Source organism: Pseudomonas sp. Con_6 (assembly GCF_059379395.1).
This window is the reverse complement of the sequence record NZ_CM182011.1, coordinates 4,771,303-4,784,538: the sequence shown is the minus strand read 5'-3', so window position 1 is coordinate 4,784,538 and position 13,236 is coordinate 4,771,303. Positions and strand designations below refer to the sequence as shown.

General features: G+C 57.8%; 11 protein-coding genes and 1 pseudogene. 7 read left to right on the top strand and 5 right to left on the bottom strand.

Features of this window, described 5'->3' with window-relative positions; all coding sequences use genetic code 11:
• Positions 1 to 7 precede the first annotated feature (7 nt).
• Entirely contained in the window at positions 8 to 1,963 is a 1,956-nt protein-coding gene (gene drt3b / locus AC5QPF_RS21240; RefSeq protein WP_494959751.1) for an antiviral reverse transcriptase Drt3b, read from the top strand.
• A gap of 245 nt (positions 1,964 to 2,208) precedes the next feature.
• On the opposite strand, the pseudogene AC5QPF_RS21235 reads toward drt3b, so the two are convergent.
• From AC5QPF_RS21235 to AC5QPF_RS21215, 5 genes and pseudogenes are all read right to left on the bottom strand, one after another.
• A pseudogene (locus AC5QPF_RS21235) lies at positions 2,209 to 2,717 on the bottom strand (JAB domain-containing protein).
• Between the two features lie 348 nt (positions 2,718 to 3,065).
• A complete protein-coding gene (locus AC5QPF_RS21230; protein ID WP_494959750.1) occupies positions 3,066 to 4,130 on the bottom strand; it encodes a PDDEXK nuclease domain-containing protein in 1,065 nt (354 codons plus the stop codon).
• Complete coding sequence (locus AC5QPF_RS21225; protein ID WP_494959749.1) at positions 4,127 to 5,329, bottom strand: tyrosine-type recombinase/integrase; 1,203 nt, start codon at positions 5,327 to 5,329, stop codon at positions 4,127 to 4,129. The genes AC5QPF_RS21230 and AC5QPF_RS21225 overlap by 4 nt, the downstream gene beginning before the upstream one ends.
• A 221-nt stretch (positions 5,330 to 5,550) precedes the next feature.
• The gene (locus tag AC5QPF_RS21220; protein ID WP_316918960.1) at positions 5,551 to 5,763 is read right to left on the bottom strand and encodes a cold-shock protein; all 213 of its coding nucleotides are present in this window, start codon (positions 5,761 to 5,763) and stop codon (positions 5,551 to 5,553) included.
• A gap of 152 nt (positions 5,764 to 5,915) precedes the next feature.
• Positions 5,916 to 6,221 (bottom strand): hypothetical protein, encoded by a 306-nt coding sequence (locus AC5QPF_RS21215; protein WP_494959748.1) that lies wholly within the window; start codon positions 6,219 to 6,221, stop codon positions 5,916 to 5,918.
• 365 nt (positions 6,222 to 6,586) lie between these two features.
• On the opposite strand from AC5QPF_RS21215, the gene thrS reads away from it, so the two are divergent.
• The 6 genes from thrS (at position 6,587) to pheT (ending at position 13,236) form a co-directional block, all read left to right on the top strand.
• Positions 6,587 to 8,509, top strand: a complete 1,923-nt coding sequence (gene thrS / locus AC5QPF_RS21210; RefSeq protein ID WP_494959747.1) for a threonine--tRNA ligase — start codon at positions 6,587 to 6,589, stop codon at positions 8,507 to 8,509.
• Positions 8,509 to 9,060: a translation initiation factor IF-3 gene (infC, locus tag AC5QPF_RS21205; protein ID WP_330075444.1), complete on the top strand. Its 552-nt coding sequence runs from the start codon at positions 8,509 to 8,511 to the stop codon at positions 9,058 to 9,060. Before thrS ends, infC begins: the two co-directional genes overlap by 1 nt.
• Positions 9,061 to 9,120: 60 nt before the next feature.
• Positions 9,121 to 9,315 carry a 50S ribosomal protein L35 gene (gene rpmI, locus AC5QPF_RS21200; RefSeq protein WP_009394045.1) on the top strand — a complete coding sequence of 65 codons (195 nt, stop codon included), beginning with the start codon at positions 9,121 to 9,123 and terminating at the stop codon, positions 9,313 to 9,315.
• A gap of 28 nt (positions 9,316 to 9,343) precedes the next feature.
• Positions 9,344 to 9,700 (top strand): 50S ribosomal protein L20, encoded by a 357-nt coding sequence (rplT, locus tag AC5QPF_RS21195; protein ID WP_009394046.1) that lies wholly within the window; start codon positions 9,344 to 9,346, stop codon positions 9,698 to 9,700.
• 107 nt (positions 9,701 to 9,807) lie between these two features.
• Positions 9,808 to 10,824, top strand: a complete 1,017-nt coding sequence (pheS, locus tag AC5QPF_RS21190; RefSeq protein WP_494959746.1) for a phenylalanine--tRNA ligase subunit alpha — start codon at positions 9,808 to 9,810, stop codon at positions 10,822 to 10,824.
• Positions 10,825 to 10,860: 36 nt separating this feature from the next.
• Positions 10,861 to 13,236 carry a phenylalanine--tRNA ligase subunit beta gene (pheT, locus tag AC5QPF_RS21185; RefSeq protein ID WP_494959745.1) on the top strand — a complete coding sequence of 792 codons (2,376 nt, stop codon included), beginning with the start codon at positions 10,861 to 10,863 and terminating at the stop codon, positions 13,234 to 13,236.

The following is a 13,236-nucleotide window of genomic DNA, read 5'->3' as shown; positions in this document are numbered from 1 at the left end:
CGATAAAATGAAGAAAAACCGGATTCGCCGCAGCGACTACAATAGAGTTCTCATTACAGAGACCACTCCGTTCGAAACCCCAATTATCTTCTCGAATGATGGGCTATATGATCAGATTGCTGCCCTAGATAGTGCTGGTCATGTGCAAAGTACCGTAATCAAATCTCTGGTCTTGCATATCGGAATAAGCAAGCCACCGAACTCGACCATACCATATACCTACAAAATCAAGAAAGATTCAAAAAGTTTTCGACGTCTTGCTCTATTGCACCCGGCCTCTCAATGGAAAACAAGGGTTTTCTATGAAAAATATGAACAGCTAATAATTCATTATTGCTCGATAAGCCCAGCATCTATCCGCGCACCCAAAACAGTCGCAAGTAGCTTTTATTCAAAAAGCTCTTGGGAGAACATTAACAAGTATAAGACCGGATCCATTGCTCTCGATGGGCTCGACAGGTATGTCAAGCATGCACCCTCTTTTTTTTCGTATAGAGGATATGATCGCCTGTATAAATTTTTCAATTCAAGGGATTATCTTGCACTGGAAAAAAGGTTCTCTTTTCTAAAGACGCTTGATGTTACGAAATGCTTTGACAGCATCTATACACACTGTCTTTCCTGGGCAGTTAAGGATAAGCCCTTTACAAAATCGCATGTTGCTGTCTCCTCGACCTTCGCTCAGGAGTTTGATTCCGTCATCCGCCACGGCAATCATAATGAGACTAACGGGATCCCGATAGGCCCGGAGGTAAGCCGGATATTTGCCGAAATAATATTTCAAGAAATTGATCGACGGGTAATACAAGAATTAGCAGACTTGAAATATCATCAAGACTACGAGTTTCGACGTTACGTAGATGATGTTTTTATATTTGCTCGAAATGACTATATTGCCAATAGAGTTCATGACAAGTATGCAGACGTTCTAATTGACTTCAATCTTCACACAAACACAGCGAAGTCCACATGCATAGGAAGGCCATTTTCCTCATCCAAGGCAAGACTTGTCTATGAGGCGGGACAACAAGCCAATTCATTTTTTGACAAATTCCTTGAGCAAACTGGAACGGGCGTGCTCAGCCCCAAATGTATTCATAGCAAATGGAAATTAACCAAGAGCTACATTGACTCAGTGAAGGCTTTATGTCATTCAAACGAATCGACCTATGATGAGATTGCGTCCTTCTTAATTTCAGTGATTACTGAGCGAGTCAAGAGACTGGTTAATCACGAGGACTCTTCGAGCATCATACGAGATAGCGAATATGTTGATGCATTTATTGTGTTGCTCGACGTATTGTTCTTTCTTTACAGTGTCGCACCCTCTGTTGGTGCGTCGTACAAACTTAGTACATCCTTAATTTTGGCCGCACGATTCAGCAAGAAGCATTTGCCTGCTGGATATCCAAGCGTACATCAAAAGATTTTTGATCTGACCTGTTCATTGCTGCATGACCAGTGTGGCATGAAACACGCCGGCGATATTGATGGATTTGTTCACCTTGAGTCTTTCAATATCGCATTAGCAACGCGCGAGCTGGGTGATAATCATTTGTTGCCGCCAGAGATTATTGATGAGCTCTTTGTCAGTGCGGGAAAGTTAACCTACTTCACCATTGTTGCCTCTCTGTTCTATGTGCGAGATGCTGTAGTGTATCAAGAGTTGAGGGCTAGGCTTTTGGGTGCGGCGGTAGGGAAATTATCTGATCTCTCTGATGTCTTGATGAATAGTGAAAAGGCTCATCTCTTACTCGACCTACTTTCGTGTCCCTATGTACCCGATAAGCAAAAGATCGCTTGGATAAAAAATCTCTTTAGAATGCTTCAATTTGCACAGCCCAGCAGAGTGGATTTGCAGAATTTTTTAACGAGCATTAATACAAGCCATGCGCAGGTGGATTGGAAGGATATTGATCTCCTCAACTCTTTAGAGAAGAAGGAGCTGAAGCAGGCGTATTAGGTTACAATCGCCTGCGAAGGAAGGGTGTCCCCTCATCTTCTGCTGGTTCGCCAGTGGCTGAAGCCGGTGCTCGCAAGAGGGCCATTCAGTATCGACTCGTGCGTATGGTCAGCAATGACAGGAAATATGGGACGGTGCTTGAGCGGTGCACAAGTCACTTCGGTGGCTTGTGCATCCACACACTCAGTGGGGCCCCTTCCTTCACCTCCATTTGTCGAAGCAAAACGGAGTCGAAGCCCCTTAGGCTAGATCAGCCCACGCTCGGCGAACGATGCCGGTTCGTTGCCGGCAACGATGATGTGATCAACCACGCGCACGACCACAAGCCCCAGCGCCTCCCTGAGCCGCTGAGTCATCGCCCGGTCAGCCGCGCTCGGCTCGGGGTTCCCGCTCGGATGGTTGTGCGAAATGATGACCGCCGCCGCATTGAGCCGCAGCGCCTCCTTGACCACTTCGCGCGAATACACCGAAGCACCGTCGATGGTGCCGTGGAACATCTCCCGGTATTCGATCAGCCGATGGCGCGTGTCCATGAACAGCACCGCGAATACCTCCTCTCGAAGCCGGCCGGCTTGGCGTGCATGTACGCCTTGACCGCCGCCAGCGATGTGAACTCGGCCCCGCGCTGCATCTTCTGGTCGATGACCTGGCGCGCAGCTTCCAGAGCGTCATCGGCTAATGCCGGCAGATAGCGCCCGTGCGCGTCGTGCGCCAGCAGCGAGGAATCGAACGAGGAAAAGGACAGTTGCGACATGATCGTGCTCCGGTTGCTCGGGCGGAATTGCCCGGAACCGTGGCCAGCACGGCGCAGCGCAAGCAGTCACAGATCGAAGACGGCCGATAGGCCGCAAGCGTGCGAGCACGCGAAGTCATTGACGGCGAGAACGTCGTGATACGGTGAAGGGAACAGCAAGACCGCCCACATCCGCCCAACACACAGCCCGCCTTTGGGCAAGCGAAGCGCGCAGGCACGGGGCGGCGAGCCGGGCCGGAGGCGTCAGCGATGGAAGCCCGCATGGGGCGAGACTCGCGCAGCGAGGCTCAGTGCGCAGCACGATATCGCGACGGCGGCCGCCGGGACACCCGACTGATTGGGACAGGACTACTCCTTGTCCGCTTTGCGCTGCTCGATCTTCGACTGCGCCCGCTGCGTTGCCTGTTGCAATCGCTCTACCAGCAAGCCCCTCGGCGGCAAGGCGGTCAGGTACTCGGCGACGTGGATGCCGGATTTGTCCAGTTCCAGCAATTCGATCTGTTCGCGCTTCTTGCCAGTGCAAAGGATGATCCCCAACGGCGAGGCTTCCTCCGGCTCCCGTTCGTGCTTATCGAGCCACCGAAGATAAAGCTCCATCTGTCCTTTATAGGCCGCCTTGAACTCGCCGACCTTCAGCTCTACCGCCACCAACCGCCGCAGCTTGCGGTTGTAAAACAGCAGGTCGAGGTGGAAGTCGTCGCCGTCAATTTGGATGCGCTTCTGGCGGGCTACGAAGCTGAAACCCGCGCCAAGCTCCAACAAGAACGACTCCATTTCGCGGATGATCGCTGCCTCCAAGTCGCCTTCCTGCCAAGTGTCCCGCAGGCCCAGGAAGTCGAGGATGTACGGGTCACGCATGACTAGGGCGGGCGACATTCGCTGCTCCTCGCGCATCGTCGCCAGTTCCTGCGCGATCGTCTCGCCCGGCTTTTGCGACAGCGCCGTGCGCTCGTACAGCATCGAGTCGATGCGCTCGCGCAATGTGCGCACGCTCCAGTGTTCGGCACTCGCCATCTGCGTGTAGTAGTCCCGCTGGAGCGGATCTTTCAGTGGGATCAAGGCAATGAAGTGCGTCCAGCTCAATTGTCGTTTCAGTGATACGACAATCTGCTCGTCCGGGAAGGTGGTGGCGAACTGCATCATGCGGCGCAGGTTCTTGACCGCAAAGCTGCTGCCATACTCCTTCACCAACTGCGCCGCCAACGTCAACACAACCTCCTCACCGTAATCGGCCCGCCGGCCCTCCAAGACCTGCGTGTGGATACGCTGACCGATGCGCCAATAGAGCATCGTCAGTTCGCTATTCACTGCCGATGCGGCGCGCTGCCGCGCCGCATTGATGAGCACGCGAATGTCGCCCAACAGCACCACCGGGGCTGCGGGCGAAGGTACGGATACCTTGCGGCTGGTCATGCTGTCGCCTCGACTAGAGGTTGCTTGCCACAGGTGATCGTCTTGCGCCGTTTCGCCACCAGTTCGGCAGCCTCGCGCACTGGATCGTCCTCGGTATGGACATAGCGCATGAACATCACGACGGTCTTGTGCGCCGTCAGCGCCATACCGACCTTGACCGGGATACCTGAATTGGCAATGTCGGTCGCAGAGCGATGGCGGATGCCATGCGTCCCTACGTGCGTCGCTCCCGCTGCCTTGAGAGCGCGGCACCAGCCACCGTAATACTCGCCCGTGGTTAGGTGCTGCCCCGGATGGCGTGGCGACGGCAGCACATAGGGATTGCCTTCCCGCCTCGGTGCCGTTGAAAGCAGCCGATAGGCTTCCTCGCTCATGGGCTTTGACATGCCACCGGTCTTGCTGTCTGGCCAGACGACGCGCCGATGCTCCAGATCGACCCATTCCCATTCGAGCGTGACGATTTCGGAGCGGCGTGCGGCGAACTCGAATTGCAGGCGAATCGCCAGCGGGATGACGTAGTTTTCAAGCCCTTCGGCTTCGATCATGTCGAGCTGCCGGAACAACTTGCCCATGTCCTCGTCGCTGATGAGGTGGGTGGACTTGCCGGCAGGAAACATCGGGACGTGGCGGCAAGGATTGGTGCCGTCTGGCCGATAGCCCCACACCTCCGCCATGTTGAACATCTTACGAAGGATGCTGAACGCCTTGTTCGCTTCGGTCTGCTTGTATGAAAGCTTCTCCATCAGCCCGGCAACGTCCGGCCGCTTCACGTCGTGAACTTTCTTGCGGCCCAGCAGCGGGATGATGCAGCGGTCGATGACGCCTTGATAGCCGACTCGGGTGCTGGGTTTGTTGCGCTTTTTGGAGTAGTCCTCCATGAACTTCTTGCACAACTCCTCAACGCTGGGCGCCTGGCGCGCCTCGGCCTTGTCCGCTGCCGGATCGCCGCCTCGGCGAACCTGGGCCAGCCATTCCTGCGCCAGCGAGCGGGCCTGTTCGACGGTCAGCTCGCCGAACAGCCCCAAGGCCGGCTTGCGGCGCTCGCCGGCGTTCGTTCGGTACTGGAGCATGAACACCTTGCGACCTGCCGGCGTAATCTTGCAGAGGAAGCCGGGAACGAGGGTGTCGCGCAACTCGATGGCTTGCGCCTGAGGTCGTGCCGCATCTACTGCGGACTTGGTGAGCTTGATCTTAGCCATGATGACTCCTCGGAAAGACCCGTTTCCCAGGAGCCTTGTAGGAGCCAGTAGAAGGGAAGCCGGGTCAAGTTTCAGAAAGCACCGGCATATGTTGAACTCGCCTAAGTCCTTGATAAACCTGCTGTAGCGGGCTGTGGCGTAGTTCAGCGAAATGCGGTGCTGGAGTCATCCTGAAATAAAAAACCCGTCGCGAGCGACGGGTTTTTTATTCGGCAGAGAAGTTACTCTGGACGAACCTGTGCAGCCTGCATGCCCTTTTGGCCTTTTTCGGCCACGAAGGAAACGGACTGGCCTTCCTTCAGGGATTTGAAGCCGTCCGATTCGATGGCCTTGAAGTGTACGAACAAGTCGTCGCCGCCACCTTGAGGAGTGATGAAGCCGTAGCCTTTCTCATCGTTGAACCATTTGACGGTGCCGGTTTGGCGATTGGACATGGGGTGTATCTCCAGGAAAACTTGATTTTCGGTAGTGCGGTGTCGCCGAGAGCCAACAGGATGCACTCGGACATCATAGTCGAATTATTCGCGCGTGGTGGCTTTTCGCTTCAGCGAATGCTGATCTGGCGCAAGGGTGTGCCTGATCACCTTCATTTTTTGGGCGGGCATGCAGTCTTGACCGCAGTCTGGGCGCGTTGCATCAGCGCAGCGTCAACGCCAGTGGTGCTGTCCAGGGCTGCAATTTCCTTATCGGTAAAATTCTTCTCAATGGCCTCCTTGCCACATTTGCAATGGCCGTTGGCGGTCTTGACGTCCAGGCCTTGGCTCGTCGCGGCCTGAATGCATTGATCCATATAGGTGCCCTCTTTGCCGGGAGGAAACTTTCCAGCGTTGGCGCCCAGAGGCATCAGCAGCGCTCCAGCGGCGGCCAGAGCGAGAAGGGAATGAAGTCGCATAACCAGGCACTCCTTGGTAGTCGGTCTCATGGAAGAGTAGGACGCTTCAGAAACTCTGAGCGGAAAAAATCCGCAGGAGTTCACCGGCGTGGTCTTTTTCCAAATATTTCCATTTGTCGGTACTCTAGCCCCTCGCAGGCGCCGATCCGTGTGCTAGCATGCTCGGCCCGGATTCGGCGAACCTCTGTTTCGCGCGTTTTCGTACCATTTCTGTTCCAGTCACTCTGGTTCGTTCCCTGGCAGGCATCCGACTTCTGCCACTGTGAGGCAGGCCTTCCGCAAGGAGGGACAGGGGCGAATCGCGTACTGGCTCATCCCAACCCACGTGACCTTTGGTAGGGGTCACCACTAGGAGAGGAGGCGCCATGCCCGTAATTACTCTTCCCGATGGCAGTCAACGCACGTTCGACCAGGCGGTTACCGTCGCCGAGGTCGCCGCATCCATTGGCGCAGGCCTGGCCAAGGCCACCCTGGCCGGCAAGGTCGATGGCAAGCTGGTCGACGCCTGCGACCTGATCGAACACGACGCCCGTCTGCAAATCATTACACCCAAGGACGAAGAGGGGCTGGAAATCATTCGTCACTCCTGCGCGCACCTGGTCGGTCACGCGGTCAAGCAGCTGTACCCGACCGCGAAGATGGTCATCGGTCCGGTCATCGACGAAGGCTTCTACTACGACATCGCCTACGAGCGTCCCTTCACGCCGGAAGACATGGCGGCGATCGAGCAGCGCATGCAGCAGCTGATCGACAAGGATTACGACGTCATCAAGAAGGTCACCCCGCGCGCCGAGGTGATCGAGGTGTTCCAGGCCCGCGGCGAGGACTACAAGCTGCGTCTGGTCGAGGACATGCCGGATGAACAGGCCATGGGCCTGTATTACCACGAAGAATATGTCGACATGTGCCGTGGTCCGCACGTGCCGAATACCCGTTTCCTCAAGTCGTTCAAGCTGACCAAGCTGTCCGGTGCCTACTGGCGTGGCGATGCCAAGAACGAGCAACTGCAGCGTGTCTACGGCACTGCCTGGGCCGACAAGAAGCAGCTGGCTGCCTACATCCAGCGCATCGAGGAAGCCGAGAAGCGCGACCACCGCAAGATCGGCAAGCGCCTGGGCCTGTTTCACCTCCAGGAAGAAGCTCCGGGCATGGTGTTCTGGCACCCGAACGGCTGGACCCTGTATCAGGTCCTGGAGCAGTACATGCGCCAGATCCAGCGCGAGAACGGCTACCTGGAGATCAAGACCCCGCAAGTGGTCGACCGTACCCTTTGGGAAAAGTCCGGTCACTGGGCCAACTACGCTGACAACATGTTCACTACTCAGTCGGAAAACCGCGACTACGCGGTCAAGCCGATGAACTGCCCGTGCCACGTTCAGGTGTTCAACCAGGGTCTGAAGAGCTACCGCGAGCTGCCGCTGCGCCTGGCTGAGTTCGGTGCCTGCCACCGCAACGAGGCGTCCGGTGCGCTGCACGGCATCATGCGCGTGCGTGGCTTCACCCAGGACGACGCGCACATCTTCTGCACCGAAGAGCAGATGCAATCGGAATCGGCGGCCTTTATCAAGCTGACCATGGACGTCTACTCCGACTTCGGCTTCCAGGACATCCAGCTCAAGCTGTCCACTCGTCCGGAAAAACGTGTCGGCTCGGATGAGTTGTGGGATCGTGCCGAGGCCGCGCTGGCCGCTGCCCTCGACAACGCCGGCCTGCCGTATGACCTGCAGCCGGGTGAAGGCGCCTTCTACGGTCCGAAGATCGAGTTCTCGCTCAAGGACTGCCTGGGTCGCGTCTGGCAGTGCGGTACTCTGCAGCTGGACTTCAACCTGCCGATCCGCCTCGGCGCCGAATACGTTTCCGAAGACAACGGCCGCAAGCACCCGGTAATGCTGCACCGGGCGATCCTCGGTTCGTTTGAGCGTTTCGTCGGAATCCTGATCGAGCACTACGAAGGCGCGTTCCCCGCCTGGCTGGCGCCGACCCAGGCGGTGATCATGAATATCACCGACAAACAGGCCGAATTCGCCCAGCAGGTAGAAAAAACCCTGACCAATAGCGGATTCCGTGCCAAGTCCGACTTGAGAAATGAAAAGATCGGCTTTAAAATCCGCGAGCATACCTTGCTCAAGGTTCCCTATCTCTTGGTTATTGGAGATCGGGAAGTCGAAACGCAAACTGTCGCTGTGCGTACCCGTGAAGGTGCCGACCTGGGCTCGATGCCCGTCGCCCAGTTCGCGGACTTGCTTGCGCAAGCGGTTTCCCGGCGTGGTCGCCAAGATTCGGAGTAATTACCATTAAGCGTGATATGAGACAGGATAAACGAACTGCACCGAAGGCCCCGATCAACGAGAATATCTCGGCACGCGAGGTTCGGTTAATTGGCGCTGACGGCGAGCAGATTGGCATCGTCTCGATTGATGAAGCGCTTCGTATCGCTGATGAAGCGAAGCTGGACCTGGTAGAAATTTCTGCTGACGCTGTACCCCCTGTGTGCCGGGTCATGGACTACGGCAAGAGCCTCTTCGAGAAGAAGAAGCAGCAGGCTGCGGCGAAGAAGAACCAGAAGCAGATCCAGATCAAAGAAATCAAGTTTCGTCCAGGGACGGAGGAAGGGGATTACCAGGTAAAACTACGCAACCTGGTACGTTTCCTTAGTGATGGGGACAAGGCCAAGATCTCTCTGAGATTCCGTGGTCGTGAGATGGCTCACCAGGAGCTGGGCATGGAGCTGTTGAAGCGGGTCGAAGCCGACCTCGCCGAATACGGCACCGTTGAGCAGCATCCGAAGATGGAAGGACGCCAGCTTATGATGGTCATCGCCCCCAAGAAAAAGAAATAACCACCAGGGCACGGCAGGCCTTGCGGTTATGTTTATCCACTGAATGCGGAGTATCCGAACATGCCAAAAATGAAAACCAAGAGCGGTGCAGCGAAGCGTTTCCTGAAAACTGCTTCCGGCTTCAAGCACAAGCACGCTTTCAAGAGCCACATCCTGACCAAAATGTCGACCAAGCGTAAGCGTCAACTGCGTGGTAGCAGCCTGCTGCACCCGTCTGACGTTGCAAAAGTCGAGCGCATGCTGCGCGTACGTTAATTTCGGTCAAAGATAGAGGATATAACTCATGGCTCGTGTAAAGCGTGGCGTCATCGCTCGTAAGCGTCACAAGAAAATTCTGAAACTGGCTAAAGGCTACTACGGCGCGCGTTCCCGCGTATTCCGTGTTGCCAAGCAAGCGGTCATCAAGGCAGGCCAATACGCCTACCGCGACCGTCGCCAGAAAAAACGTCAGTTCCGCGCTCTGTGGATCGCTCGTATCAACGCTGGTGCTCGCAACAACGGTCTGTCCTACAGCCGTCTGATCGCCGGTCTGAAAAAGGCGTCCATCGAGATCGACCGTAAGGTTCTGGCTGATCTGGCAGTGAACGAAAAAGCGGCGTTTGCTGCGATTGTCGAGAAAGCTAAAGCCGTCCTGGCTTAAGTACCCACGACAATCATTCGCCGTCGATTCCGGCGGCGAATGTTAAACGTCATAAATAGGGGAAGAGCCTGTAAGCTCTTCCCCTATTTCGTATCTGGAGTCTGTACATGGAAAACCTGGATGCGCTGGTAGCCCAAGCCCTGGAGGCTGTGGAACGCGCTGAAGACATCAATGCCCTGGAGCAGATCCGGGTTCAATTCCTTGGCAAGAAAGGCGAGTTGACCCAGGTGATGAAGACCCTGGGCAACCTGCCTGCCGACGAGCGCCCGAAAGTCGGCGCGCTGATCAACGACGCCAAGGAACGCGTCACCGAAGTGCTCAATGCACGCAAGACCGCCTTCGAAGAAGCCGAGCTCAGCGCTCGCCTGGCGGCCGAATGCATTGACGTGACCTTGCCGGGCCGTGGCCAGACTTCCGGTGGTTTGCACCCAATCACCCGTACCCTCGAGCGCATCGAGCAGTTCTTCACCCATATCGGCTATGGCATCGCCGAAGGCCCCGAGGTCGAAGACGACTATCACAACTTCGAAGCGCTCAACATTCCCGGCCATCACCCGGCCCGGGCAATGCACGACACCTTCTATTTCAATGCGAACATGCTGCTGCGTACCCATACCTCGCCGGTGCAGGTACGGACCATGGAGTCCTCGCAGCCGCCCATCCGCATCGTCTGCCCGGGGCGCGTATACCGCTGCGACTCGGACCTGACCCACTCGCCGATGTTCCACCAGGTCGAAGGCCTGCTGGTCGATCGCGACATCAATTTCGCAGACCTCAAGGGCACCATCGAAGAGTTCCTGCGGGTGTTCTTCGAGAAAGAGCTGGCGGTACGCTTCCGTCCCTCGTTCTTCCCCTTCACCGAGCCTTCGGCTGAAGTCGATATCCAATGCGTGATGTGCAGCGGCAAAGGCTGCCGCGTGTGCAAGCAGACTGGCTGGCTGGAAGTCATGGGCTGCGGCATGGTGCACCCGAACGTGCTGCGCATGTCTGGCATCGACCCCGAAGAATTCTCGGGCTTCGCCTTTGGCATGGGCGCGGAGCGCCTGGCCATGCTCCGCTACGGCGTCAACGATTTGCGTCTGTTCTTCGACAACGACTTGCGGTTCCTTGCGCAATTTCGCTAGGTCGCGCACCCGTAACGAATCTTTCAGGAGAGCAGGATGAAATTCAGTGAAAAGTGGCTGCGCGGTTGGGTCAACCCGCAGGTTTCCCGTGACGAGTTGGTGGCCCGTCTGTCGATGGCAGGTCTTGAAGTCGACAGCGTGACCCCGGCTGCCGGCCAATTCAGCGGTATCGTGGTGGGCGAGGTGCTGAGCACCGAGCAGCACCCCGACGCCGACAAGCTGCGCGTGTGCCAGGTGAGCAACGGCAGCGAGACCTTCCAGGTTGTCTGCGGTGCGCCGAACGTGCGCCCGCGCCTGAAAATCCCCTTCGCCATGATTGGCGCCGAGCTACCAGGCGACTTCAAGATCAAGAAGGCCAAGCTGCGCGGTGTTGAATCCAACGGCATGCTGTGCTCGGCCTCCGAGCTGCAGATCAGCGACGACAACGACGGCCTGCTGGAACTGGCTGCCGATGCCCCGGTTGGCCAGGATATCCGTGAGTATCTGGACCTGGATGACGCCAGCATCGAGGTCGACCTGACCCCGAACCGCGGTGACTGCCTGTCCCTCGCCGGCCTGGCGCGCGAAGTCGGCGCCCTGTACGCCGCCCCGGTCATCCGTCCGGTGGTGCCTGCCGTTGCGCCGGCCCACGACGAAGTGCGTCCGGTCGAAGTGCTGGCCCCGGCTGCCTGCCCACGTTACCTGGGCCGAGTGATTCGCAATGTCGACCTTTCGCGTCCGACCCCGCTGTGGATGGTCGAGCGCCTGCGTCGCGCTGACGTGCGCAGCATCGACGCTGCGGTCGACATCACCAACTACGTGATGCTCGAACTGGGCCAGCCGCTGCATGCCTTCGACCTCGCCGAGATCAACGGCGGCGTTCGTGTGCGCATGGCCGAGGAGGGCGAGAAGCTGGTCCTGTTGGACGGCCAGGAAGTCACCCTGCGTGCCGACACCCTGGTCATCGCCGACCACAGCCGCGCCCTGGCCATCGCTGGCGTGATGGGTGGCGAGCACAGTGGCGTATCCGCGACCACCAAGGACATCTTCCTGGAAAGCGCGTTCTTCGAGCCGATTTCCGTTGCCGGCAAGGCCCGTTCCTACGGCCTGCACACCGATGCCTCGCATCGCTACGAGCGTGGCGTCGACTCGCAACTGGCCCGTGAAGCCATGGAGCGGGCCACCGGCCTGATCCTCGAGATCGTCGGCGGCGAAGCCGGTCCGGTCATCGAGGCCCTGAGCGCAGAGCACCTGCCGCAGGTTGCACCGATCACCCTGCGTGCCGAGCGCATCAGCCAGATGCTGGGCATGGAAATGGCCGGTGCCGACGTCGAGCAACTGCTCAACGCCCTGGGCCTGAAAACCACCGCCGGGGAAGGGCAGTGGCAGGTCGAAGTACCAAGCCATCGCTTCGATATCAGCCTGGAAGTCGACCTGATCGAAGAGCTGGGTCGCCTGTATGGCTACAACCGCCTGCCGGTCCGTTACCCGCAAGCGCGCCTGGCTCCACAAGCCCGCGCCGAAGCTCGTGGCGAGCTGCCAGCCCTGCGTCGCCTGCTGGTTGCCCGTGGCTACCAGGAAGCGATCACCTACAGCTTCATCGATCCGAAACTGTTCGAGCTGTTCACGCCCGGCGTCGAGCCGCTGCTGCTGGCCAACCCGATCTCCAGCGACATGGCCGCGATGCGTGCTTCCCTGTGGCCGGGCCTGGTCAAGGCGCTGCAGCACAACCTCAACCGCCAGCAGGACCGCGTGCGCATGTTCGAAAGCGGCCTGCGCTTCGTCGGTCAGCTCGAAGGCCTGCAACAACAGCCGATGCTCGCCGGCGTGGTCTGCGGCAGCCGCCTGCCCGAAGGCTGGGCGAACGGCCGTGACGGTATCGACTTCTTCGACGTGAAAGCGGATGTCGAGGCCGTACTGAACGCGTCCGGCTCGCTGGGCGAATTCACCTTCGCGGCCGGCAAGCACCCTGCGCTGCATCCGGGTCAGACCGCGCGTATCGAACGCGACGGTCGCGAAGTCGGTTTCCTCGGCGCACTGCACCCGGAACTGGCCAAGACACTGGGTCTGGACCGTACCGTATTCCTCTTCGAGCTGGTATTGGGCGAAGTGGTCGAAGGGCGCCTGCCGAAGTTCCACGAACTGTCGAAGTTCCCGGAAGTGCGTCGTGACCTGGCCTTGGTTGCAGGTCGTGATGTTGCTTCGAGCGCGGTGCTTGAGGTGATTCGTGAGAATGCGGGCGAGTGGCTCACGGACCTCAGGCTGTTTGACGTCTACCAGGGTAAAGGTATTGATCCTGATAGAAAAAGCCTGGCGGTCGGCTTGACCTGGCAGCATCCATCGCGCACTCTTAACGACGATGAGGTGAATGCCGCGACCCAGAACATCCTCACCTCGCTCGAACAAAGGTTGAACACCACGTTAAGGAAATAG

Coding starts and splice junctions, on each gene's coding strand:
- drt3b (WP_494959751.1), top strand. CDS start 8: ATGAAGAAAAACCGGATTCGCCGCAGCGACTACAATAGAGTTCTCATT.
- AC5QPF_RS21230 (WP_494959750.1), bottom strand. CDS start 4,130: ATGACCAGCCGCAAGGTATCCGTACCTTCGCCCGCAGCCCCGGTGGTG.
- AC5QPF_RS21225 (WP_494959749.1), bottom strand. CDS start 5,329: ATGGCTAAGATCAAGCTCACCAAGTCCGCAGTAGATGCGGCACGACCT.
- AC5QPF_RS21220 (WP_316918960.1), bottom strand. CDS start 5,763: ATGTCCAATCGCCAAACCGGCACCGTCAAATGGTTCAACGATGAGAAA.
- AC5QPF_RS21215 (WP_494959748.1), bottom strand. CDS start 6,221: ATGCGACTTCATTCCCTTCTCGCTCTGGCCGCCGCTGGAGCGCTGCTG.
- thrS (WP_494959747.1), top strand. CDS start 6,587: ATGCCCGTAATTACTCTTCCCGATGGCAGTCAACGCACGTTCGACCAG.
- rpmI (WP_009394045.1), top strand. CDS start 9,121: ATGCCAAAAATGAAAACCAAGAGCGGTGCAGCGAAGCGTTTCCTGAAA.
- rplT (WP_009394046.1), top strand. CDS start 9,344: ATGGCTCGTGTAAAGCGTGGCGTCATCGCTCGTAAGCGTCACAAGAAA.
- pheS (WP_494959746.1), top strand. CDS start 9,808: ATGGAAAACCTGGATGCGCTGGTAGCCCAAGCCCTGGAGGCTGTGGAA.
- pheT (WP_494959745.1), top strand. CDS start 10,861: ATGAAATTCAGTGAAAAGTGGCTGCGCGGTTGGGTCAACCCGCAGGTT.